The sequence below is a fragment of the Thauera sp. AutoDN2 genome, from assembly GCF_051280715.1.
Taxonomy (GTDB): Bacteria; Pseudomonadota; Gammaproteobacteria; order Burkholderiales; family Rhodocyclaceae; genus Thauera.
Genome location: NZ_JBNCAR010000039.1, coordinates 1 through 21886, shown reverse-complemented (window position 1 = coordinate 21886; position 21886 = coordinate 1). Strand labels below are relative to the sequence as shown.

Annotated in this window: 23 protein-coding genes; 18 read left to right on the top strand and 5 right to left on the bottom strand. The window is 65.3% G+C overall.

What is annotated here, in order from left to right; translation table 11 throughout:
- Positions 1-68 precede the first annotated feature (68 nt).
- The gene (locus ACPT9U_RS15725; protein WP_435751596.1) at positions 69-386 is read right to left on the bottom strand and encodes an SOS response-associated peptidase family protein; all 318 of its coding nucleotides are present in this window, start codon (positions 384-386) and stop codon (positions 69-71) included.
- A 121-nt stretch (positions 387-507) separates the two neighbouring features.
- Here ACPT9U_RS15725 and ACPT9U_RS15720 point away from each other — a divergent pair, with 121 nt between their 5' ends.
- The 4 genes from ACPT9U_RS15720 to ACPT9U_RS15705 all read left to right on the top strand — a co-directional run bounded on the left by ACPT9U_RS15720 (position 508) and on the right by ACPT9U_RS15705 (position 3095).
- Entirely contained in the window at positions 508-978 is a 471-nt protein-coding gene (locus tag ACPT9U_RS15720) for a LexA family protein (protein ID WP_435751595.1), read from the top strand.
- An 11-nt stretch (positions 979-989) separates the two neighbouring features.
- Complete coding sequence (locus tag ACPT9U_RS15715) at positions 990-2282, top strand: Y-family DNA polymerase (RefSeq protein ID WP_435751594.1); 1293 nt, start codon at positions 990-992, stop codon at positions 2280-2282.
- 127 nt (positions 2283-2409) lie between these two features.
- Positions 2410-2673, top strand: a complete 264-nt coding sequence (locus ACPT9U_RS15710; RefSeq protein WP_435751593.1) for a helix-turn-helix domain-containing protein — start codon at positions 2410-2412, stop codon at positions 2671-2673.
- On the top strand, positions 2673-3095 hold the full coding sequence (locus ACPT9U_RS15705) for a thermonuclease family protein (protein WP_435751592.1): 423 nt from the start codon (positions 2673-2675) through the stop codon (positions 3093-3095). The genes ACPT9U_RS15710 and ACPT9U_RS15705 overlap by 1 nt, the downstream gene beginning before the upstream one ends.
- 312 nt (positions 3096-3407) lie before the next feature.
- On the opposite strand, the gene ACPT9U_RS15700 is transcribed toward ACPT9U_RS15705, so the two are convergent.
- The 3 genes from ACPT9U_RS15700 to ACPT9U_RS15690 all read right to left on the bottom strand — a co-directional run bounded on the left by ACPT9U_RS15700 (position 3408) and on the right by ACPT9U_RS15690 (position 6054).
- Positions 3408-3851 carry a DUF411 domain-containing protein gene (locus ACPT9U_RS15700; protein WP_075146728.1) on the bottom strand — a complete coding sequence of 148 codons (444 nt, stop codon included), beginning with the start codon at positions 3849-3851 and terminating at the stop codon, positions 3408-3410.
- 116 nt (positions 3852-3967) lie between these two features.
- On the bottom strand, positions 3968-5371 hold the full coding sequence (locus ACPT9U_RS15695) for a heavy metal sensor histidine kinase (protein WP_435751591.1): 1404 nt from the start codon (positions 5369-5371) through the stop codon (positions 3968-3970).
- Positions 5372-5373: 2 nt separating this feature from the next.
- Positions 5374-6054: a heavy metal response regulator transcription factor gene (locus ACPT9U_RS15690; RefSeq protein ID WP_435751590.1), complete on the bottom strand. Its 681-nt coding sequence runs from the start codon at positions 6052-6054 to the stop codon at positions 5374-5376.
- 186 nt (positions 6055-6240) lie between these two features.
- Between ACPT9U_RS15690 and ACPT9U_RS15685 the strand changes: the two genes are divergently transcribed.
- The 14 genes from ACPT9U_RS15685 to ACPT9U_RS15620 all read left to right on the top strand — a co-directional run bounded on the left by ACPT9U_RS15685 (position 6241) and on the right by ACPT9U_RS15620 (position 21437).
- Positions 6241-6690, top strand: coding sequence for a hypothetical protein (locus ACPT9U_RS15685; protein ID WP_012586273.1), 450 nt, complete (start codon positions 6241-6243; stop codon positions 6688-6690).
- Positions 6691-6768: 78 nt separating this feature from the next.
- A complete protein-coding gene (locus ACPT9U_RS15680) occupies positions 6769-7065 on the top strand; it encodes a hydrolase (RefSeq protein ID WP_075146730.1) in 297 nt (98 codons plus the stop codon).
- Complete coding sequence (locus ACPT9U_RS15675; protein ID WP_075146731.1) at positions 7062-8474, top strand: TolC family protein; 1413 nt, start codon at positions 7062-7064, stop codon at positions 8472-8474. Before ACPT9U_RS15680 ends, ACPT9U_RS15675 begins: the two co-directional genes overlap by 4 nt.
- Positions 8475-8491: 17 nt before the next feature.
- Positions 8492-9895, top strand: a complete 1404-nt coding sequence (locus ACPT9U_RS15670) for a multicopper oxidase family protein (protein ID WP_075146732.1) — start codon at positions 8492-8494, stop codon at positions 9893-9895.
- 70 nt (positions 9896-9965) lie between these two features.
- Complete coding sequence (locus ACPT9U_RS15665; RefSeq protein ID WP_435751589.1) at positions 9966-10466, top strand: cupredoxin domain-containing protein; 501 nt, start codon at positions 9966-9968, stop codon at positions 10464-10466.
- 102 nt (positions 10467-10568) lie between these two features.
- On the top strand, positions 10569-10916 hold the full coding sequence (locus ACPT9U_RS15660) for a copper-binding protein (RefSeq protein WP_247726269.1): 348 nt from the start codon (positions 10569-10571) through the stop codon (positions 10914-10916).
- Positions 10917-11050: 134 nt separating this feature from the next.
- Positions 11051-12358, top strand: coding sequence for a TolC family protein (locus ACPT9U_RS15655; RefSeq protein ID WP_435751588.1), 1308 nt, complete (start codon positions 11051-11053; stop codon positions 12356-12358).
- A 14-nt stretch (positions 12359-12372) separates the two neighbouring features.
- Positions 12373-13911, top strand: coding sequence for an efflux RND transporter periplasmic adaptor subunit (locus ACPT9U_RS15650; protein ID WP_012586268.1), 1539 nt, complete (start codon positions 12373-12375; stop codon positions 13909-13911).
- A gap of 1 nt (position 13912) precedes the next feature.
- A complete protein-coding gene (locus tag ACPT9U_RS15645; RefSeq protein ID WP_435751586.1) occupies positions 13913-17152 on the top strand; it encodes an efflux RND transporter permease subunit in 3240 nt (1079 codons plus the stop codon).
- Positions 17153-17395: 243 nt separating this feature from the next.
- Positions 17396-17644 carry a DUF2933 domain-containing protein gene (locus ACPT9U_RS15640; RefSeq protein WP_141020262.1) on the top strand — a complete coding sequence of 83 codons (249 nt, stop codon included), beginning with the start codon at positions 17396-17398 and terminating at the stop codon, positions 17642-17644.
- A 1-nt stretch (position 17645) separates the two neighbouring features.
- A complete protein-coding gene (locus ACPT9U_RS15635) occupies positions 17646-18044 on the top strand; it encodes a c-type cytochrome (protein ID WP_141020263.1) in 399 nt (132 codons plus the stop codon).
- Between the two features lie 24 nt (positions 18045-18068).
- Positions 18069-20417: a heavy metal translocating P-type ATPase gene (locus tag ACPT9U_RS15630; protein ID WP_435751585.1), complete on the top strand. Its 2349-nt coding sequence runs from the start codon at positions 18069-18071 to the stop codon at positions 20415-20417.
- Positions 20418-20535: 118 nt separating this feature from the next.
- On the top strand, positions 20536-20790 hold the full coding sequence (locus ACPT9U_RS15625) for a DUF2933 domain-containing protein (protein WP_418363991.1): 255 nt from the start codon (positions 20536-20538) through the stop codon (positions 20788-20790).
- A gap of 17 nt (positions 20791-20807) precedes the next feature.
- Positions 20808-21437: a methyltransferase family protein gene (locus ACPT9U_RS15620; protein WP_277833335.1), complete on the top strand. Its 630-nt coding sequence runs from the start codon at positions 20808-20810 to the stop codon at positions 21435-21437.
- A 224-nt stretch (positions 21438-21661) separates the two neighbouring features.
- Here ACPT9U_RS15620 and copK read toward each other — a convergent pair.
- Positions 21662-21886, bottom strand: a 225-nt coding sequence (gene copK, locus ACPT9U_RS15615) for a periplasmic Cu(I)/Cu(II)-binding protein CopK (protein WP_435751584.1), incomplete at its 5' end; no start/stop codon positions are given.

Here is a 21886-nt window from a genome sequence, read left to right as displayed (position 1 = left end):
CGATGCCGCATCCAGCCAGGCAGAAGCTACCCACGACCGCCCCGAAGCAAGCCACATTTGCATATGTCCTATAAGGGAGCGTTAAGTTGAGAGCATTGCACCTCGGCCGGGATGATGCACAGTTGCCCGCGTTGCCAGGCGTGGCGAAACGAGGGCTTTTCGCCGAGCGTCTCCGAGCGTGCGTTGTACGTTGAGCGGATGATCTTCAGGTCGTGCGCCCAGGCCGGGACGAGTCCGAAAATGGCGGGCACCCACTGCCTGGGGGCGAAGTTCGTCACGACGGGCACGACCGAGCCAGGATAGGCCTCGCCGTAGCCGAAGTCCGGTGGTGGCAGCGGAAGCGCAGAAAGCGCTTCACGTGAGGCAGGGCGGTAGTTTGCGCACATGGGGTGACGGTGCGGGTCTCCGGGCGGCCATTATCCCCGATGCGGGGGACGGGGATGCATCGGCTTGCCACTTGGTGAGGTACTGTAAGAAAATACAGCGCCAAGGATTAGGCGCGATGCCATGTCGAACCCTGCTGTTTTCCCACCACCGGATTTTGCCATCGCACAGGGCGTCTTCGTGCCCTTGCCTGGGGCACCGCGGCTGGCGCTCCCGATCGATGCAGTCAAGCTCTCTGCGGGCTTCCCGTCGCCTGCGGCCGACTACGAGGAGTCGCGCCTCGACATCAACGAGTACCTGGTCCGCAACCCGGTCAGCACCTTCTTCTTTCCGGTGCAGGGGGATTCGATGGAAGGCGCTGAGATCTTTGATGGGGACATCCTGGTCGTCGACAAGAGCGTCCGTCCCCGACATGGCCACATCGTCGTCGCCTTCGTCGATGGGCTGCGGCTGGTGAAACGCTTGTATCGCCAGGGTGGGCGAATGGCGCTGGAGGCCGAGAACCCGAAGTACCGCGTGCTCGAGGTCACCGCCGAAATGGACTGCGTGATCTGGGGCGTCGTGGTTGGCAAGTTTAAGCGCATGCCGGTCTGAGCGGGGAGGCGATGCCGATCTTCGCCCTCGTCGACTGCAACAACTTCTACGCCTCGTGCGAGAAGCTGTTCGACCCGACCCTGAAGTACACCCCGGTTGTCGTGCTCTCCAACAACGACGGCTGCGTCGTCGCCCGTTCGGCCGAGGCCAAGGCGCTCGGGATTCCGATGGGCGCCCCCTGGTTCCAGATCCGTGAGGCAGCCGAGCGCCAGGGGGTGGTCGCCTACTCGTCGAACTACGCCCTCTACGCGGATCTCAGCAACCGCGTGGTGGAGGTCCTGTCCGGGTTCTCACCGAACGTCGAGGTCTACAGCATCGACGAGAGCTTCCTGGAACTGAGCGGCTTCACTGGCGTCGAGCCGGATCTCGCTGACTACGGTCAGCGCATCCGCCAGCGCGTCGCCGACTGGCTCGGGTTAGCGGTGTGCGTGGGGATCGCGCCCACGAAGACCTTGGCCAAGCTCGCCAACCACTGTGCGAAGAAGCGGCTCGCGGGCAGCGAGGGCGTGTGCGATTTTACGGTCATCTCCGACGATGCGCTGAGCCGCCTCTTCGCCACCATTGACGTTGGAGAAGTGTGGGGCGTGGGGCGCAAAATCGCACAGCGGCTTGACGAGATGGGGATTCGCACCGTCGAGCAGTTACGCAGGACCGATCCCGATCTGATCCGGCGGCGCTTCTCCGTCGTGCTCGAGCGCACGGTCCGAGAACTGCGCGGCCTGTCCTGCCTGGCGCTCGAAGAGGTTGCGCCGGCGAAGCAGCAGATCATGTCCAGCCGCTCCTTCAGCCGTCTGCTCACCGAGCGACGTGAGCTCGAGGAGGCGGTCGCGAGCCACATGGCCACGGCTGCCGAGAAACTGCGGCGGCAGCGTTGTTTGGCCGGCGTCGTGCAGGTCTACATCCGGACCAACATCTTCAAGCCCGATGCACCCCAATATCAGAACTCGATAGCTCTGCCCTTGCCTGAGCCATCAGATGACACCCGGGTTCTGACTGCCTGGGCGCTCAGAATCCTGCGACGGATTTATCGGGACGGGTACGCCTATCACAAGGCTGGGATCATGCTGCTCGACCTGATTCCGCTGCATCAGCGCCAGGCCTCGCTGTTCGGTGCCGAGGAGGAAGCGGGCGGTCGGCCGCAGGCGCTGATGCAGGTGCTTGACCAGATCAACGCGCGCTACGGGCGCAGGACTTTGCAGTTCGCTGTCGAGGGGATCGCGCGGCCATGGGAGATGCGTCGGAACAGGTTGTCGCCGAGCTACACGACCAAGTGGGACGAAATTCCGGCGGTATTGGCTCGATAGCAGCGCAAGCTCCCCGCGTTCGGGACTGTACATTGCCGCGCGAGCCTGCGCCACGTCGTGGTAGGAACAAGATGCCCGGATCGGCCTTTGGGCATAAGATATGCGTTTCGAGAATTGAGGAAATGCGGTGAAACTGAAAATTTACGCCGGCGAGGAAGTGCGTGAGCTGCGCCGCACGCTCGGGTTGAACCAGTCCGAGTTCTGGGCGCACTTCCAAGTTACCCAGAGCGGCGGGAGTCGTTACGAGTCGGGCCGCGAGATCCCTGACTCCGTCCAGGTGCTACTGAACATCGCGTTCGGTACGGATACAAAGGCTGCAGCGATCTTTGACGAGTTCCGCCAGTTCGGCCGTCCGAAGAAGAAGACCAGGGCCGCCGGCGGGTCAACGTAGTGGCGGGGACCGCAGCACTCGTCGTTGGTCTCGTGGTGGCGATCGCCGATGGTGATACGTTGACCGTTCTGAACGAGGACTTCCAGCAGGTCAAGGTTCGGTTGGCGGAGATCGACGCGCCGGAGAAGCGACAGCCCTTCGGTACTCGTTCCCGGCAGTCACTCGGTGAGCTTTGCCACGAGAAGCGTGCGGAGGTGCGGGTCATCGACGTGGATCGGTACAAGCGCATCGTTGGCCGCGTAACCTGCGCCGGCGTAGATGCGAATGCCGCACAAGTGCGCCGTGGCTTGGCCTGGGTGTACGACCGCTACGCGAAGGACGAGACGCTGTACCGTCTGCAGGACGAGGCCCGAAGCGCAGGGCGCGGGCTCTGGGCGGATAGAGCTCCTATGGCGCCATGGGACTGGCGGAAGCGCTCATGACAGCAGTTTTCTACGGCGCGGTGCTTGCTTGATCTTAGACTAAGGTGGCAGACAGCATTCGGCCATCACCTGCCGTTGGCGATCCGGTCAGAATTTCCCTCGATGGATCCGCGTGGATGACTGGTTTACGGCGACCAACTTGAACCACACTTTGGCTCGACCCGGCCATTTGCTGCCACACATGGTAGTAGCAGAATCGTCATTCCAGCGACCGGTGAGCTCCGGAACCAGCCATAGAGCGAGCTGAGGCCAACGTGGCTCGTAAGTTGGCCGGCACTGCGCTCTTGAAGCCGATGCTCACCAGCTCTGCCGTCAGTGTCGGGCAAAAACCGCCGCGCTTCCGTCAAGCCCGACCAGGAGTGTCTCATAGGGTTGCGGGGTCGACGTCTCCATCCCCGGCGACCCCTGCGGCATGCCCGGCGTAGCCAGTCCGATGGCCTTTGGGGACTCGGAGAGAAGCCGTCGGATGTCGTCCGCAGGGACGTGCCCCTCGACGGAGTAGGAACCTACCTTGGCCGTGTGACATGAGCCGTATTTGTCCGGCATGCCCAGTGCCTTGCGGGCTGCGGGGACGTCATCGACGTCTTTCGTCACGACATCGAAGCCGTTCTTTCTCAGGTGCTCGACCCATTTCCCGCAGCACCCGCAGTAAGCGCTCTTGTAGACCTCTACGCGTACGGGCCCCTGCGCAAACGCTGCGCCGCTCACGATCATCAGGCTTGCCAGGAGCCCGCCGAGCACAGTTTTCGTCTTCATGTTCGTCTTCCGGTTGACGGCGTCGAGGCATAGTTTGGCACTTTGAGCCCAACGGGAAGCTGACCTCAAAATTACATTTCCGTCAGACAGTCGGGACCCCGGTCGACTTTGCAGGATCAGGAAGGCAATGAGGCGGCATTGCGAGGCAAGGTGATCGTGAAGCAGGTGACACCTTCAGCGGAGCGCGCAGTGATGTGACCCCCGTGGGCCTGCACGATGGAACGCGTGATCGCAAGTCCGAGCCCTGCGCCTTCACCGCGAGACTCGCGCTGGGCGCTACCGCGATGGAAGCGTTCGAAGATCCGCTCGATCTGATCGGCGGGGATGGGGTCGCCGACATTGCACACGGCGAGACCTACGCCGGCTGCGTCCGCGTCGATCCTGATCGTGATCTGTCCCTCTTTCGGTGTGTGACGAAGCGCATTCGAAATCAGGTTCGACAAGGCGCGCCGCAGCATCAGGCGATCACCCTGAACGCTCGCCTGGCCTTGGCGCACGATGCGGACCTGGCGCTCGTCGGCCAGCGCCTCGTAGAAGTCGATCAGTGCGTCTGCCTCGCGGGCCAGGTCGATCGCCTCGCCCGCGTGCGCGAGGGTGTTCTCCTCGGCCTTGGCGAGAAACAACATGTCGCTGACCATGCGTGCGATGCGCTCGTATTCCTCGAGGTTCGACGCCAGGATGTCCTGATATTCGTCATTCGTGCGTGGCCGCGACAGCGCCACCTGGGTCTGCGTCATCAGGTTCGAGATCGGCGTACGCAGTTCGTGGGCAATGTCCGCCGAATAGTCACCGAGGCGCTGGAAAGCAGCCTCGAGCCGGGCGAGCATGCCATTGAAGGCTTCGATGTGGTCGCGTACCTCCAGCGGTGCATCATCGATGGCGAGACGCTCGGCCAGTTGCCGTGCAGACAGCTTGCGGGCGGTTTCGGTGACCTGGCGCAGCGGGGCGAGGCCACGGTGCGCAGCAAACCAGCCGAAGAGCGCCGCCGCCAATGCTGCGACGACGACGCCCGCCCACGTTGCGTTACGTACTGATGCGAGGAAGTGGACGTGGTGCGACAGATCGAGTGCGACCAGCGCCTCGATTGTTTGATCGTTCGAGCCAACGCTCGGTAACGGGATGCTTATCTCGACCCCTCGATGAGGACGCTTATCGACCGTCCAGTCCGTGACCTCGCCCGAAACGCGTTCGCCTGCCCGCTGGGCGGCGGTGAAATGCTCGGGATGGATGATGTACAGGACGCGTCCCTCGACATCGCGAAGCAGTACCCCAACGCTCTCGTGTCCAATGAAGGAGCGCTCAAGTGCCTGGAGGCGTTCTGATTGCCCCGGGTTCGAAGTCTGGTCCTGCAGCGTATTCCGGATGAGCGTGATCTTTCCGTGCAGCTCATGCATGTCCAGCTCCTGGAAATGCGCGTCCAACATGCGCCCAAAGAGTACCGCCACCAGGACAAGCAGGCTTGCGGTGAGGGCGGCAAAAAGTGTTGCCAGTCGCGCCGTCAGCGAGGGAATGCGGATCATCGTCAGCTCGGCTCCACCGCTTCCAGGACGTAGCCCATCCCGCGCACGGTGCGGATCAGCTTCGGTTCAAAGGGGTCGTCGACCTTCACCCGTAGTCTGCGCACGGCGACCTCGATCACGTTCGTGTCGCTGTCAAAGTTCATGTCCCAAACCTGCGAAGCGATGAGTGAGCGCGGCAATACTTCACCCTTGCGGCGCAGCAGCAGTTCCAGCAGGGCAAACTCCTTGGCGGTCAGATCGATACGCTGCCCGCATCGCGTCACCCTGCGGCGAAGCAGATCGAGCTCCAGGTTTGCCGAGCGCAGGATCTCCGGTTCATGACCCCGTCCCCTGCGCAGCAGGGTGCGGACCCGCGCGAGAAACTCGGAAAACGCGAAGGGCTTGACCAGGTAATCGTCGGCGCCGAGCTCAAGACCACGGACCCGATCCTCAACTTGGTCACGGGCAGTCAGGAACAACACGGGGGTCTCACGACTGCTGCGACGCAGTGTTTGCAGGATGCCCCAGCCGTCCAGCCTTGGCAGCATCACGTCGAGCACGACCAGGTCGTAGTCACCGTTAAGGGCGAGGTGGAGCCCATCGAGGCCATCTCTTGCAAGGTCGACGACGAACCCGGCTTCGGTGAGCCCCTGGCGGAGGTAGTCGCCGGTCTTCACTTCGTCTTCGACGATCAGAATTTTCATTGTTTCGCTCCTACGCGCTTCGTGCTGCCTGTGCCCGATTTTGCGCCCGGGGTGCTGGATAACCCCCGGGCTTACAGAAATGTAATTTCCAGGTCAGGCCAACGACAGGCAGGCGGGCGCAAGATGCTCTGCGTGGCACAGCGTTCCGTACCGCGACGGAACCCCGCGACCAATGGGAGATCGATCATGAAACTGCGTTTGTACCGTCTCGCCGGGCTCATGCCCGTCGTCGCTCTGGCTGCAGCCTTGCATGGCAGTCCGGTCGTCGCGCAGACGACCGATCCGGTGCAGGCCTGGCCGCCCGCAGCGAGTGTCCCCGCGCTTCAGGAACGTATGAAGTCGATCCGTGCCGAGACCAACCCGGAACGTCGCATGGCCCTGATGGAAGAGCAGGTCAAGGCCCTGGAGGCTGCATCGCAGGGCACGCCCACTGGTTGCCCGATGATGGGGGGGCAGATGGGGGCTGGTCCGATGATGAAGGGTGGTGGTCCTGGACCCGGGGCTGGACCCATGGGCGGCATGATGATGGATCCCAAGCTCATGCAGGAGCACATGAAGATGATGCAAGAGCACATGGGCATGATGCAGAACATGATGAAGATGCATCCGGCCGCCAAGCCGGCGATGCCCAACTGAGCATCGGGACGCGGAGCGGCGACCTCGTCGATCGCCCCGCGTCCGATTCATCACAAGACCAACAAAGAGACATTCCCCATGCAGAGACGACTCATCCACCTCGGTGGAGGATTGGCCGTCGCCGTGGCGCTCGTGTCGGGCGCGCAGGCCGAGCCCTCCTCTCCGTCTAATCCCGCTGACCACGCGCCTGCCGCGACCCAGTCTGGGTCACCCAAGCCACAGCGCGTGCCGGCGTATCGCTCGCCCCTGAACGAATATCGGCCCTACCGTGTCGATGAGCCCTTGCGGTCGTGGAAGGATGCCAACGACGAGGCTGGACGTCTCGGCGGGCACATGGGCCACCTCACGCCGACTTCGAAAGGGGGCGAGCGATGAGAGCCAGTCTCCCCATATCCTTGCTGGCCGCCACCGTGCTGACCGGGTGCGCCAGCGTTGCGATCGATGAGAACTTCGCTGAGGTCGAGCGCTTTGCGCGCGAGCAGACGGGTAGCGAGGTGCGCTGGCTGCGCTCGGACCCTGAGCGCGAGGCGATGCGCGCCGAGGTCGATCGCCTGCTCGCACAGCCGCTGGCGATCGACGACGCGGTGCGCATCGCGCTGGGCTACAGCCCGGCGTTCCAGTCCCTGCTGGCGGAAGCCGCCGTGGCCTCGGCGGATGCGACCGGTTCGGCCCGCATCGGCAATCCGGTGTTCACCTTCGAGCGGTTGTTTCGCTCGGGCGCTGAGGGGCGCGAACTCGACATCGGCCGTTCGCTCGGCATCTCGCTGTTCGACCTGCTGTTTCTGCCCGCGCGGCTGGAGCAGGCCGAGTTCCGCCAGCAGCAGACCCGGCTGCAGTCCTCGATTGCGCTGTTGAGCACCGTCACTGAAGTGCGCCAGGCCTGGGTCGATGCGGTCGCGGCGCGACAGGTCGCGCGCTACCGCGAGGAGGTGGCCACGGCCGCCGGGACCGCTGCCGAGCTCGCCCGTCGGATGCAGGCCACCGGCAACTTCAGCCGCCTGCAGCGCGCGCGCGAACAGGCGCTCGCCGCCGAGGAAACGGCCAACCTGATCCGCGCCCGCCAGAACGCCACCGCCGCACGCGAAACCCTGATCCAGCGTCTGGGCCTCACTCCGAGCCAGGCGCAGGCGCTGCGTCTGCCCGATCAGTTGCCGGCCTTGCCCGAGGCGCCGATGGACGAAGCCACCGCCGGTGCGGCGTTGCTGGAGAACCGGCTCGACGTGCGCATCGCCCGCACCGATCTCGACCGGACGGCGAAGAGCCTGGGCCTCACGCGGGTCACCAGCGTCGTCAATGGCCTGCATGTGGCCGGCGTGCGCAACAGCGAGACCGGCGAATCGACCCAGCGCGGCTTCGAGCTCGAGCTGCCCTTGCCGCTGTTCGACCTCGGCGACGCGGCGCGCGCCGGCGGCGAGGCCCGCTATCTCGCGGCCTTCAATCGCACGCTCGAGCTTGCCAGTAACGCCAGCTCCCAGGTCCGGGTAGCCTACGAGGGCTATCGCAGTGCATACGATCTCGCGCGCCACTACCGCAACGAGGTGGTCCCGCTGCGTCAGAACATCACCGAAGAGTCGGTGCTCCAGTACAACGGGATGCTGATCGGCGTGTTCGAGCTGCTTGCCGCCGCGCGCGCGCAGTCGGCGAGCGTGGTGCAGGCGATCGAGGCCGAACGCGACTTCTGGCGCGCCGAGGCTGGGCTCAAGGCCAGCCTGCTCGGCCAGCCGATCGCGCCGCTCAGCCTTCAATCAAGCGCATCACCGGCGCAAGCCGGTGGTGGCCACTGACCTATCCGGAGACGATCATGACCACCCGACGCAGCTTTCTCGCCGGGGCAGGCCTGCTGGCCGCTGCCGGAACCGTCAACCGCGCCGCGCTCGCGGCGCTGCCCGAGCCCGTGATCCAGACCAGCGCCGTAACGGCGGCCCCACTGTCGCCACCAGACGGACGCCCCTACGACCCGGTCGTCACCTTGAACGGCTGGACCGCCCCCTGGCGCATGCGCAACGGCGTGAAGGAGTTCCACCTCGTCGCCGAGCCGGTCGAGCGCGAGATCGCCCCCGGCATGGTGGCGCGGCTGTGGGGCTACAACGGCCAGTCGCCCGGGCCGACGATCGAGGTCGTCGAGGGCGACCGCGTGCGCATCTTCGTCACCAACCGCCTGCCCGAGCACACCACCATCCACTGGCACGGCCAGCGCCTGCCCAACGGCATGGACGGGGTCGGCGGCCTCAACCAGCCGCAGATCCCGCCGGGCAAGACCTTCGTCTATGAGTTCGTCGCCCGCCGCCCCGGCACCTTCATGTACCACCCGCACGCCGACGAGATGGTGCAGATGGCGATGGGCATGATGGGCATGTGGGTCACGCATCCGCGCGCGCCGCACCCGCACATCGCGGGCGTGGACCGCGACTTCTGCTTCCTGCTCAACGCCTACGACATCGAGCCCGGCAGCTACGTGCCCAAGATCAACACGATGCTCGACTTCAACCTGTGGACCTGGAACAGCCGCGCCTTTCCGGGCATCGACTCGCTCAATGTCAGGAAGGGCGACCGGGTGCGGGTGCGCATCGGCAACCTGACCATGACCAACCACCCGATCCACATCCACGGCCACGAGTTCGAGGTTACCGGCACCGACGGCGGGCCGACGCGGCCGGAGTCGCGCTGGCCCGAGGTCACCACCGACGTCGCCGTCGGCCAGATGCGCCAGATCGAGTTCATCGCCGACGAGGAGGGCGACTGGGCGATGCACTGTCACAAGTCGCACCACACCATGAATGCGATGGGCCACGACGTGCCGACCATGATCGGCGTCGACCATCGCGGCCTGGTCGAGGGCATCCAGAAGCTGGTGCCCGATTACATGCTGATGGGCGAGCGCGGCATGGCCGACATGGGCGAGATGGAGATGCCCCTGCCCGACAACACCCTGCCGATGATGACCGGGCAGGGGCCGTTCGGCGCCGTCGAGATGGGCGGCATGTTCACCGTGCTCAAGGTGCGCCGCGAGCAGCAGCGGGGCGACTACCGCGACCCGGGCTGGTTCAAGCACCCGAAGGGGACGGTGGCCTACGAGTGGGCGGGCGCGGCGCTACCCGAACCGGCGCGCAGTGCTGCAGCCGGACCCTCGAGCATGCCGCGCACCGAGCCTGCGCGATCGGTCGAGATGACGGTTCGCAAGCCTGCCGGCCATCAGGGGCATTGAAGTCGATCGCCTCGTAATCAGCCCCCACGACAACACCAACAAGATTCAACCCACAGAGAAGGAGATTCCCATGAAAAGTCGTCGTCGATTTCTTGCCACCAGCCTTGCCGCCGGTGTGCTTGCCGTTCACCGCAGCGCGTTCGCCCATGGCAATGCCGAGCATGCCGACAAAGCAGCGTCCGATACCCCCAAGGAGCAGCAGCAATGGGGGATTGCGGGGGACGCGAAAGCCGTCTCGCGCGCGATCGCCATCGTGATGACCGATGAGATGCGCTTCGTTCCGGACCGCATCGAGGTGCGTCTGGGCGAGACGATCCGATTCACCCACGAAAATCGAGGCGCGGTGATGCACGAGATGGTGGTCGGTACGCCCAAGACGCTTGCCGAGCACGCGGAGATGATGCAGCGCTTCCCGGAGATGGAACATGACGAACCGTGGATGTCGCATGTCGCGCCAGGTGGGCGCGGAGAAATGATCTGGCACTTCAACCGTGCGGGGGACTTCCAGTTCGCCTGCCTGATTCCCGGCCACTTCCAGGCCGGCATGATCGGCACGATCAAGGTCGGCTGACAGAAATGTAATCCGTGCGTCAGCGTCCCGTTGGTGAGCGCTTCGCATAATCGTGCTCATGCTCGAATTCACACAGAATTTCAACCCTTGGAGAAGCCCATCATGAAAAAGACCCTCATCACCACTGCGCTCCTGGCCGTGCTCGGCGGCGGCGCCCCGCTTGCGTTCGCACAGGCCGATCACGATGCACATCACGGCGGGGCGAGTGCCCCGGCCGAAGCCAACGCCAAGCTGGCCGAGGGCACGGTCAAGAAGATCGACAAGTCGGCTGGCAAGCTGACCATTGCCCATGGCCCCCTGGAGTCGCTCGGCATGCCGGCGATGACCATGGTGTTCCGCGCGGCCGAGCCGGGCATGCTTGATCAGGTCAAGGCGGGCGACAAGATCCGGTTCGCGGTCGAGAAGGTCGGCGGTGCGCTGACCGTGACGTCTCTCGAGCCCGCCCAGTGACGCCTATCCCGCAGGTGCGTCGCGTTCCACTCTGACCGGCCAGCCGTGGGGATGCCCCACTGAGTGGCTGAACGACGAGGCGGGTGGCGAAGGGCCTGCGCATGCACTTGACCGCCTGCCGGAATCGTTTCTCGATGAAATCCCCGTTCGCAGTACCCTCATCTCACCTGCTACGTCCTGCAGCGCTTGCACTGGTGGTCGCGCTCACGCTGGGAAGTGGCAGTGCCTGGACACAGGGTTCGCCCGACACTCCAACGCTCGGCTCGAGCCCCCAGGCGCTGATTGAATATGCGCGCCACAGCAACCCCGGCTTTGCCGCTGCCCGCGCGGAAGCGTCCGCAGCGCAGGAGCGCGTGACGCCCGCCGGTGCGCTGCCCGACCCGACGTTCGAGGTCGAGCTGATGGACGCCACCAACACCATGAGCGGGCGCTCGGCGTCGTTGCTGCCCGGCCAGGTGGGCGAGACCCGCTACCGCATCACCCAGCCGCTACCCGGGTGGGGCAAGCGCGAGCTGGCGGTGAAGGCCGCCGAAGCCCAGGCGACCCAGGCTGATGCGATGCGCGATACCTCCTGGGCTGAGCTCGCGGCAAAGATCGAGACGCTGTGGTTGCGCTACTACGCCGCCGACCGCGAACTCGTCCTCAACCGCGAGGGCTTGACCTTGCTGAAAAGCCTGGAGGAACTCAGCCTGGCCCGTTACGAGTTGGGTCTGCTGCCGCAGCAGGCGGTGCTGCGCATGCAGCGCGAAATCACTGCCCAGCGCCTCGCGCTCGTGGAGGTCGAACAGCGGCGCAAGGGCCTGGCAGCGGGGCTCAACGGCCTGCTCGGCCGGGCGCATGATGCGCCGCTCGCCGCACCCGCAGATCCAGCCCCCTTGCCCGAGCAGCTGGAGGCGGGCGCCCTTTTTGAGGCGGCGGCCAGTGCCAACCCGGACGTGAATGCCGCCGCCTACGGCATCGACGTGGCACGTGCCGAGCGCGAACGAACGTATCAGGACCGCTTGCCGGACTTCGCCGTTGGCGTGCGCAACAACCGCCCGGATGAAGGCAAGGCGTCCTGGGACGTGATGTTCGAGGTGATGATCCCGCTGCAGCAGTCCAGCCGTCGCGCCAGGGAGCGCGAAGCCGAGTACATGCTGATGGCGGCCGAGGCGCGGCGGGAGGACGCCCGCGCGCGCGCGACCGGCGAGCTCGGTATTGCCTGGTCGATGTATGCGCAAGGCCGCGAGACCTTGCGCCTGCTCGAACATACGTTGCTGCCGCAGGCCCAGGCCACCCGGGATGCAAGTCAGGCCGCGCTCAGCAGCGGCAAGGTCGACTTCGACAGCGTGATCGAAGCCGAGCGCCAGCTCATCGACATCCGGACTCAACGCTTGAAGGCCGAGCTCGACACGCGCCTGGCGCTGACAGAAATCAAGAAACTGACAGGGGATCTGAAGTGAGCTCAGCCGTTCGAATGACGGCGATCGCTGTGGGCGTGGCGATTGCCATAGGTGCGGGGTACTGGATTGCGCACCTGCAAAATGCTGGAAATCCAGTTCCGCTGATCACCGAAAGCCAGGCGCAAAGCGATAGCGCAGCCCCGGCCGACGGCGAACGCAAGATCCTCTACTACCGCAACCCGATGGGCCTGCCCGACACCTCGCCCGTGCCGAAGAAGGATTCGATGGGCATGGACTACATCCCCGTCTACGCCGACGACCAGCCCGACGACAGCGGCGCGGTGGTGGTCAGCCCTGCGCGCATCCAGACCCTGGGGGTGAAGACCGCAGAGGTTGAGCTGCGCACCGTGGATGCGGCGGTGCGCGCGAGCGGCCGTATCGAGTTCGACGAGCGCAGGCAGGTGGTGGTGGCGCCGCGCTTCGAGGGCTGGATCGAGCGCCTGCATGTGAATGCGGTCGGCGACCCGGTGAGGAAGGGCCAGCCGCTGTTCACCGCCTACAGTCCAGAGCTGCAATCCACTGGCGAGGAGTTGCGCATTGCCGAGCGTCTGGCCAGCCAGAGCGCGGCGCAGGATCCGATCGCAAGCGAATCCGCCCGCCGCCTGGCGGAGGCGACGCGTGCGCGCCTGCGCAACCTGCAGGTGGCCGGCCAGGCCGGTGCGCGCCAGGTCTTCCACGCCCCGGCGAGCGGCGTGGTGCTGGAGAAGGAGGCCATCGAAGGCGGACGCTTTATGCCGGGAGACGCACTGTTCCGCATCGCCGACCTGTCGAAGGTGTGGATCATTGCTGATGTGTATGAACAGGATCTCGCTCGCGTGCAGGTCGGTCAGAGCGCGCAGGTGGCGCTCGAGGCCTATCCCGGTCGCAGCTTCGCGGCGCGAGTCGATTATCTCTATCCGACGTTGGACGCCGCGACGCGCAGCACCCGCGTGCGCCTGGAACTGGACAACCCGGAGGGCCTGTTGCGCCCAGGCATGTTCGCCCAGATCGCGCTGGCGGCAGGTGATGCCACCCCGAGGGTCGCCGTGCCGAGCTCGGCGATCATCGACGATGGCGAACGGCGGGTCGTGCTGATTGCGCTCGGCGAAGGGCGCTTCAAGCCGCAGCCGGTGAAGCTCGGCCAGCGCGGTCGGGATGTGGTCGAGGTGCTCGACGGCGTGGCGGCGGGCGATCGCGTGGTGGTTTCGGCCAACTTCCTGATCGACTCGGAAAGCCAGCTCAAGGCGGCACTCTCCAACCTTGTCGAGCCCGATGCCGGCGATCAGCCCCAAGCGAGCCCGACCCGTTACGAAGCGCAAGGGACGTTCGATGCACTCGACGCCGAAGGCGGCAGCGTGACGATGACGCATGGCGAGATCCCGGCCCTCCAGTGGCCGGCGATGACCATGGACTTCAAGATTGCCGATCCGGCGCTGGTGAAGAGCATCGCCCCAGGCTCGCCGGTGCGGTTCGTCTTCGAGGCGGGTGAGCCAGGCGAGTACATCATCACAGGCATCGAGCCGGTTGCAGGCACTGCGCCTGCACCGAGCGCCGGCGGTCACGGGGGGCACTGAGATGCATGCCCCTGTGACAGACTCTTCGAACGTCGTGCCAACCGACGCGGCAGCCAGACCGGCAGCACCCGGCCTGCTCGACCGCGTCATCGACTGGTCGGCACGCAACGTCTTCCTCGTCCTGCTGGCCACGCTGTTCCTGATTGGCGGTGGCCTCTACGCGGTCAAGCACACGCCGCTCGACGCGCTGCCCGACCTCTCGGACGTGCAGGTCATCGTCTACACCGACTACCCCGGCCAGGCGCCGCAGGTGGTCGAGGACCAGGTCACCTATCCGCTCACCACCTCGATGCTGGCGGTGCCGCGCGCGAAGGTGGTGCGCGGCTTCTCGATGTTCGGCGCGTCCTATGTGTATGTGATCTTCGAGGACGGCACCGACATCTACTGGGCGCGCTCGCGCGTGCTCGAGTACCTGAGCACCGCCGCCAGCCGCCTGCCGCAGGGCGTGGCGCCGCAGATCGGGCCGGACGCCACCGGCGTAGGCTGGGTGTACCAGTATGCGGTACTGGGCAAGGACATGAGCCTGGCCGACACCCGCAGCCTGCAGGACTGGTACGTGCGCTACCAGCTCACCAAGGCGCAGGGCGTGTCCGAGGTCGCGAGCCTGGGCGGCTTCGTGCGCGAGTACCAGGTCACCGTCGATCCGCTGCGCCTCGCGGGCTACGGCATCACCCTTGATCAGGTGACACAGGCGATCCGCGCCTCCAACCGCGACGTCGGCGGGCGGGTGGTGGAGCTCGCCGAGAAGGAATATATGGTGCGCGGTCGTGGCTACCTGCAAAGCGTGCAGGACATCGCCGATATCGTGCTCAAGGCCGAGCGCGGCACGCCGGTCCGCGTGGGCGACGTGGCCCGCGTCGAGCTGGTGCCGGCCGAGCGGCGCGGCATCGCCGAGCTGAACGGAGAAGGCGAGGTGGCCTCCGGCATCGTCATGGCGCGCTTCGGCCAGAACGCGCTCGACGTGATCGCCAACGTCAAGGCCAAGATCGCCGAGATCACCCCCGGGCTGCCGGCGGGCGCCGAGATCGTGCCGGTCTACGACCGCTCCGAACTAATCGAGCGCGCGATCGGCAACCTGCAATGGACGCTGCTCGAGGAAAGCCTGATCGTCGCTGCCGTGTGCGTGATCTTCCTGCTCCATGTGAGGAGCGCGCTGGTGGCGATCATCACGCTGCCGCTCGGCATCCTGTTTGCCTTCATTGCCATGCGTTCGCTCGGCCTGGGCTCCAACATCATGAGCCTGGGCGGGATCGCGATCGCGATCGGGGCGATGGTGGACGCGGCGATCGTGATGATCGAGAACGCGCACAAGCACATCGAGCGCCTGCCCGAGGGCGCCACCCAGCCGCAGCGCGCAGCGGCGATCGTGCTCGCCTGCAAGGAGGTGGGGCCGGCGCTGTTCTTCTCGCTGCTGATCATCACCGTGTCCTTCCTGCCGGTGTTCGCGCTCGAAGGCCAGGAGGGCCGGCTGTTCTCGCCGCTCGCCTTCACCAAAACCTTCGCCATGGCCGGCGCCGCGCTGCTGTCGGTGACCCTGGTGCCGGTGCTGATGCTGTTCTTCGTGCGCGGGCGTATCCTGCCCGAGGCGAAGAACCCGGTGAACCGGCTGCTGATCTGGTTGTACCGGCCGATCATCCAGGGCGTGCTGCGCTTCAAGGTCCTCACGCTCGTGCTCGCCGTGCTGGCGATGGCCGCCACCCTCGTGCCCGCGCGCCAGATCGGCTCGGAGTTCATGCCGACCCTCAACGAGGGCACGCTGTTCTACATGCCGGCGGCGCTGCCCGGCATGTCGGTCACCGAGGCCGGGCGCCTGCTCGCCACCACCAACCGCATCATCAAGACCTTCCCCGAGGTCGAATCGGTGTACGGCAAGGCCGGCCGCGCCAACACCGCGACCGACCCGGCGCCGCTCGAGATGTTCGAGACCGTCATCAACCTCAAGCCCCAGGACCAGTGGCGCCCGGGCATGACCACCGACAAGCTCATTGCCGAGATGGACGCCGCACTCAAGTTCCCCGGCCTGGCCAACTCGTGGACCATGCCGATCAAGGCCCGCATCGACATGCTCAGCACCGGCATCCGCACCCCGGTGGGGGTCAAGGTGTTCGGCACGGACCTGGAGACGCTGGAGAAGGTGGCGCAGGCGGTGGAGGCAGCGGTGCGCAAGGTGCCGGGCGCGAGCAGCGCCTACGCCGAGCGCGTGGCCGGCGGCTACTACGTGGACATCGTGCCGCGCCGCGACCAGCTCGCGCGCTACGGGCTCACCATCGACATGGTGCAGGACGTGATCGCCACCGCACTCGGCGGCGAGATGGTGACGACCACGGTCGAAGGCCTGGAGCGCTACGGCGTGTCGGTGCGTTACGCGCGCGGCCTGCGCGACGACCCGGCGCGGCTCGCGTCCGACGTCTATGTGCCGACCATGAACGGCCCGATCCCGCTCGGCCAGGTGGCCGAGGTCAAGCTGACGCGCGGCGCGCCCGGCATCCGCACCGAGAACGCGCTGCTTGCGGCCTATGTGTATGTCGACACCCGCGAGCCCGACCTCGGCGCCTTCGTCAAGCGCGCGCAGCAGGCGGTGGCCGAAGAGGTCGAATTCCCGCAGGGCTACTACGCGACCTGGAGCGGCCAGTTCGAGAACATGGAGCGCGCCAAGGAGAAGATGAAGATCGTGGTGCCGGTGACGCTCGCACTCATCTTCGTACTGCTGTACCTCAACTTCCGGCGGCTCACCGAGACGCTGATCGTGATGCTGTCGGTGCCTTTCGCGCTGGTGGGCGGGGTGTGGCTGATGTGGTGGCTGGGCTACCAGATGAGCGTGGCGGTGGCGGTGGGCTTCATCGCCCTCGCCGGGGTGGCGGCGGAGACGGGCGTGATCATGCTGATCTACCTCGACCATGCGTGGAAGGCCGTTTGCGAGCGCAGGCAGGCCGAAGGCCGCGAGGCGGGTGTCGCCGATCTCTACGAGGCGATCATGGAAGGCGCGGTGGAGCGCGTGCGGCCGAAGATGATGACCGTGGTCGCGATCATGGCCGGCCTGTTGCCGATCATGTGGAGCACCGGTACCGGCGCCGAGGTCATGAGCCGCATTGCCGCGCCGATGGTGGGCGGCATGGTGTCCTCGACGGTACTAACGCTGGCGGTGATTCCGGCGCTGTATGCGCTGGTCAAGCAGTGGGAGTTGCGCCGCAGCGCCAAGACAGCACCCGCGCAGGCGCTGGTCACGGTGTCGAATTTGTAATGCACCGGTCAGCGGCGCGACAGCATCGGGGGCGTAGGCTTGTTTCCAGGGCCCCGTTCCCGAGGCCGCCGCTGAACGTGACGAGGAGCATTGCGATGCTTGCCTGGCTGAAATCCCTCTGGCAATCCTTCAAGAATTGGTGTCGCGAGAACGAGCGAGCCCACCGGGATGCCCCGCTCTCGCCGTGCTGCTCGAAGCCGCCCGCAGCCGTTCACCGTTCGCCGACCCGCAAGGTATGAAGCCATGAACACGAAGCCTGCTCATGATCCTGGACACCCTCGATCTGTCGCCTGGTATCGCTCCCCCGGCGTCATCGCTGGCCTGATGCTGGCGGCGATCGCACTGTTCTTCCTGCTGCGCGAACACTGGGCGCATGTGTCGGGCAACTGGGTGTATCTGATCCTGTTGCTGTGTCCCCTGATGCACTTGTTTGGCCATGGCGGACATCACGGCGGGCACCACAGTAACGACACCGACTCGGAGAAGCGCTGAGATGCCGATGACAGAGGCGTGCCTAGGCCGTGGCGTCGTCATCGCGGCGCTTTCGGGCGTCTTGATTTCGAGCGCAGCGGCGCAAGGCTGGAAGATCCCGCAGCCCTCTCCGGGGCTGATGCCCAATCCGGCGCAAGGAAAGGGACTCTACGCACAGCACTGTGCCGCTTGCCATGGGACCGACCTCAAGGGCTCGGACAAGGGGCCGCCCATGCTCCATAAGGTCTACGAACCCAGTCATCACGCCGATATCGCCTTTCAGTTGGCGGTAGCGAACGGTGTGCGCGCCCACCACTGGCAGTTCGGCGACATGGCACCTGTTCCCGGCCTGACGTCGGACGAGGTCGCTCATGTCACGGCATTCATCCGTGGTGAACAGCGCAAGGTCGGCATTCGATAACAACAAACGCCGGGGAGAAGCATCATGACCCACGAACATTCGCAGGGTGGCCATTCCGGCCACACTCATCGCCACGATCATGCATCGACAGGCAATGACACCGATCCGGTCTGCGGCATGACGGTAAAGCCCGACTCTCCGTATCGGGTCATTCACGCCGGACACGAATACCGGTTCTGCAGTGCGAAGTGCCAAGGCAAGTTCGAGACTGATCCGGCGCGGTATCTGGCACCGGAGACAAGTCAGCCGTCAACGGAACCCGCACCGGTGCCCGGCACGGAGTACACCTGCCCGATGCATCCGGAGATCCGCCAGATTGGACCGGGCACCTGCCCGAAATGCGGTATGACACTCGAGCCGGTGATGCCGGGTCTTGAGGATGAGGACAATCCCGAGCTCGTCGATTTCCGCCGCCGCTTCTGGTGGACGCTGCCGCTGACGGTGATCGTCACCGCGATCGCCATGTCCGGTGGCGTCTTCGATCCGATGCTGGGTGCGGCGCGCCCCTGGGTCGAGCTGGCCCTGGCGACACCGGTCGTGCTCTGGTCCGGTTGGCCGTTCTTCGTGCGCTGCGCGCAGTCGATCGGCAACCGCAGCCCGAACATGTGGACGCTGATTGGACTGGGAGTTGGGGCGGCCTATGTATATAGCGTCGTCGCTACGGTTGCGCCCGAAGTGTTTCCGGCCTCTTTCCGCATGGGCGAACACGTGGCGGTGTATTTCGAGGCAGCAGCGGTGATCATCTCGCTGACGCTGCTCGGCCAGGTGCTGGAGCTGAAGGCGCGCTCGGAGACCGGCGCCGCGATCAAGGCGCTGCTCGGCCTCGCGCCCAAGACCGCGCGGCGCATTCGCGCGGATGGCACCGAAGAGGATATCCCGCTGACCCACGTCCATCCCGGCGACCGGTTGCGCATTCGTCCGGGCGAAAAGGTGCCCGTCGATGGTTCCGTTGCCGAAGGCGAAAGCGCGGTCGATGAATCGATGCTGACCGGCGAACCGATCCCGGTGACCAAACGCCCCGGGGACAAGGTGATTGGCGCCACGCTCAACACCAGTGGAGCGCTGGTCATGGTCGCCGAGAAGATCGGCGCACAGACCATGCTGTCGCAGATCGTGCAGATGGTCGCGCAGGCCCAGCGCTCGCGCGCGCCGATGCAACGCCTGGCCGATGTCGTCGCGGGCTGGTTCGTCATCGTCGTCGTGCTCATCGCCCTCACCACGTTCGTCGTTTGGGGACTCTTTGGGCCCCAGCCGAGCTGGGCCTACGGCCTCATCAACGCGGTGGCGGTGCTGATCATCGCCTGCCCCTGCGCACTGGGCCTGGCCACGCCGATGTCGGTGATGGTCGCGACCGGCAAGGCCGCCACCCAGGGCGTGCTGTTCCGCGATGCGGCGGCGATCGAGTCGCTGCGCAAGGTCGACACCCTGATCGTCGACAAGACCGGCACCCTGACCGAAGGACGCCCTGCCTTCCATAGTGTGGTGGCCGCGCCGGGCGGGACGGAGGCCGACGTGCTTCGCATCGCAGCCAGCCTCGATCAGGGCAGCGAGCACCCACTCGCCCACGCCATCGTGACCGAGGCCCGCGCGCGTGGTCTCTCGCTCAGCACACCGGACACCTTCGAGTCCTCGTCCGGCATCGGCGTGCGCGGCACGGTCGATGGCCAACGTGTGGTTCTGGGGAACACCGCCCTGATGGACGATGAGCGCATCGATTGGCGCGGGCTCGCGGAACGCGCCGAGGCTCTGCGCCTTGAGGGCGCAAGCGTGATGTACCTCGCCGCAGAGGGCGTGCTCGTCGGCCTCATCGCCGTTGCAGATCCGATCAAGGCTTCGACCCCGGAAGCGCTCGATGCGCTGCGGGCGAGCGGGCTCAGGATCATCATGGCCACGGGCGATGGGCTCACCACGGCGCGTGCGGTCGGTGCCCGCCTGGGCATCGACGAGGTCTATGGCGAAGTGAAGCCCGCCGACAAGAATGAGCTCGTCGGCAAACTGCAGGCCGAGGGGCACATCGTCGCCATGGCCGGCGACGGCATCAACGACGCGCCGGCGCTCGCGCGCGCGAATGTGGGTATCGCGATGGGCACGGGGACCGACGTCGCGATGAACAGTGCCCATCTGACTTTGGTCAAGGGTGATCTCCGGGGCATCGCCACCGCACGCAGCATCTCCGTCGCCACCGTGCGCAACATGCACCAGAACCTCGTGTTCGCCTTCCTGTACAACGCAGCGGGTGTGCCGATCGCAGCCGGGGTGCTCTATCCAGCGTTCGGGCTGCTTCTTTCACCGCTGATTGCGGCCCTGGCGATGAGCTTGAGTTCCGTGTCGGTGGTCGGTAACGCGTTGCGCCTCGGACGGAAAAGGATCTGATCGACCTCAATCCGCCCGCACGGAAAGCTGGGCAGACGAACCGCGTCTCGCGTTGTCTCGTTCGTTGGAAGCCATCCCGACCCCGGCATGTCGATGTTTGCTCACAAGGAGCTGTCTCATGAAAGCCGAGACTGAAGTCGAGCCCCGTCCATCCGGTCGGGCTGCATCAAACCTAAGGGTTCGCCGTGTTTTTCTGGTCTTCGTCGGGCTGGCGGCCGTTCTCCTCATCGTCGAGCATCGGCTCCATGTGCTCGGCTACCTACCGTGGCTCATCTTGCTTGCGTGCCCCCTGATGCACGTATTCATGCATGGCGGTCACGGCCACAAGGGAAAACACACGCCGACTGAAGACCAAGGTAACCATGATGCGTAATGCCACGGGAGATCGAGATGAATGAGACGTCGAGTTACGGCTTGTGGTCACTGGTTATCATCAACTCGCTGTTCTTCATCGCCTTCGCATTCAGCTTCACGCGTCCCCGCACAAGCCAGGACTGGCGATCCTTGGGCGCTTACTCGGCCTTCATCCTCGCGCTCTTCACCGAGATGTACGGCTTTCCGTTGACGATCTACCTGCTCTCGGGGTGGCTGTCTTCGAAATTTCCGGGAATCGATTTTTTTGCCCACGACTCGGGCCACCTCTTGGAGGTGATGTTCGGATGGAGCAGTAACCCGCACTTCGGCCCGTTTCACCTCTTGAGCACGGTGTTCATCGTCGGTGGCTTCTGGCTCCTGGCAAAGGCCTGGCCCGTACTCCTCGAGGCTCAGCGCACCCGCCGCGTCGCCGACAGTGGCCCGTACGCACGCATTCGACACCCGCAATACGTCGCTTTCGTTCTGGTCATGTTCGGCTTTTTGCTGCAATGGCCGACCTTGATCACGCTGATCATGTTCCCGGTTCTGTTGATCGTGTACGCCAGGCTCGCCCGCCGGGAAGAACTCGATGCGATCGAGGCATTCGGTGATGCCTATCGCTCATACCGCGACCGCACGCCGGCGTTCATTCCTCGCCTGCGGTAGTTCGATGGACCGTTTGGTGCCGAGCGCCGCTTGCGAAGTAGAGGGAGATGCCGCCGCGCAGATTGCTCATTGTCTGCAAGCAAGGCGCCTTTGAGCGTGGGGCTCCACGCATGCGTGCAGGGCAGAGCGAGTTTGATCAATCACACCCGCCGATCCTGAGAAAGGTCGACAGAAAAAGCCCCCGGGATCGACACCGGGGGCAAGTTCATCCTGAAACGCGCGAATCAGTTACGGGTGTCGTGGCGAAGGATGCTGTCGAGACGCATGACCTCGTCGCCGTGCATCATGATCTTCTGTCCATCCTTGGTCTCCATCACTTCGCCGTGTTTCATCCTCACCGCACGGCCCATCTTGTCCTCCATGCCCATTTTCCCATCCTTGAAGATGTGGACCGTCGAGCCATCCTTCATGGGGATGGACTTTTCGACCCGCTCGACATCGACCGCGAA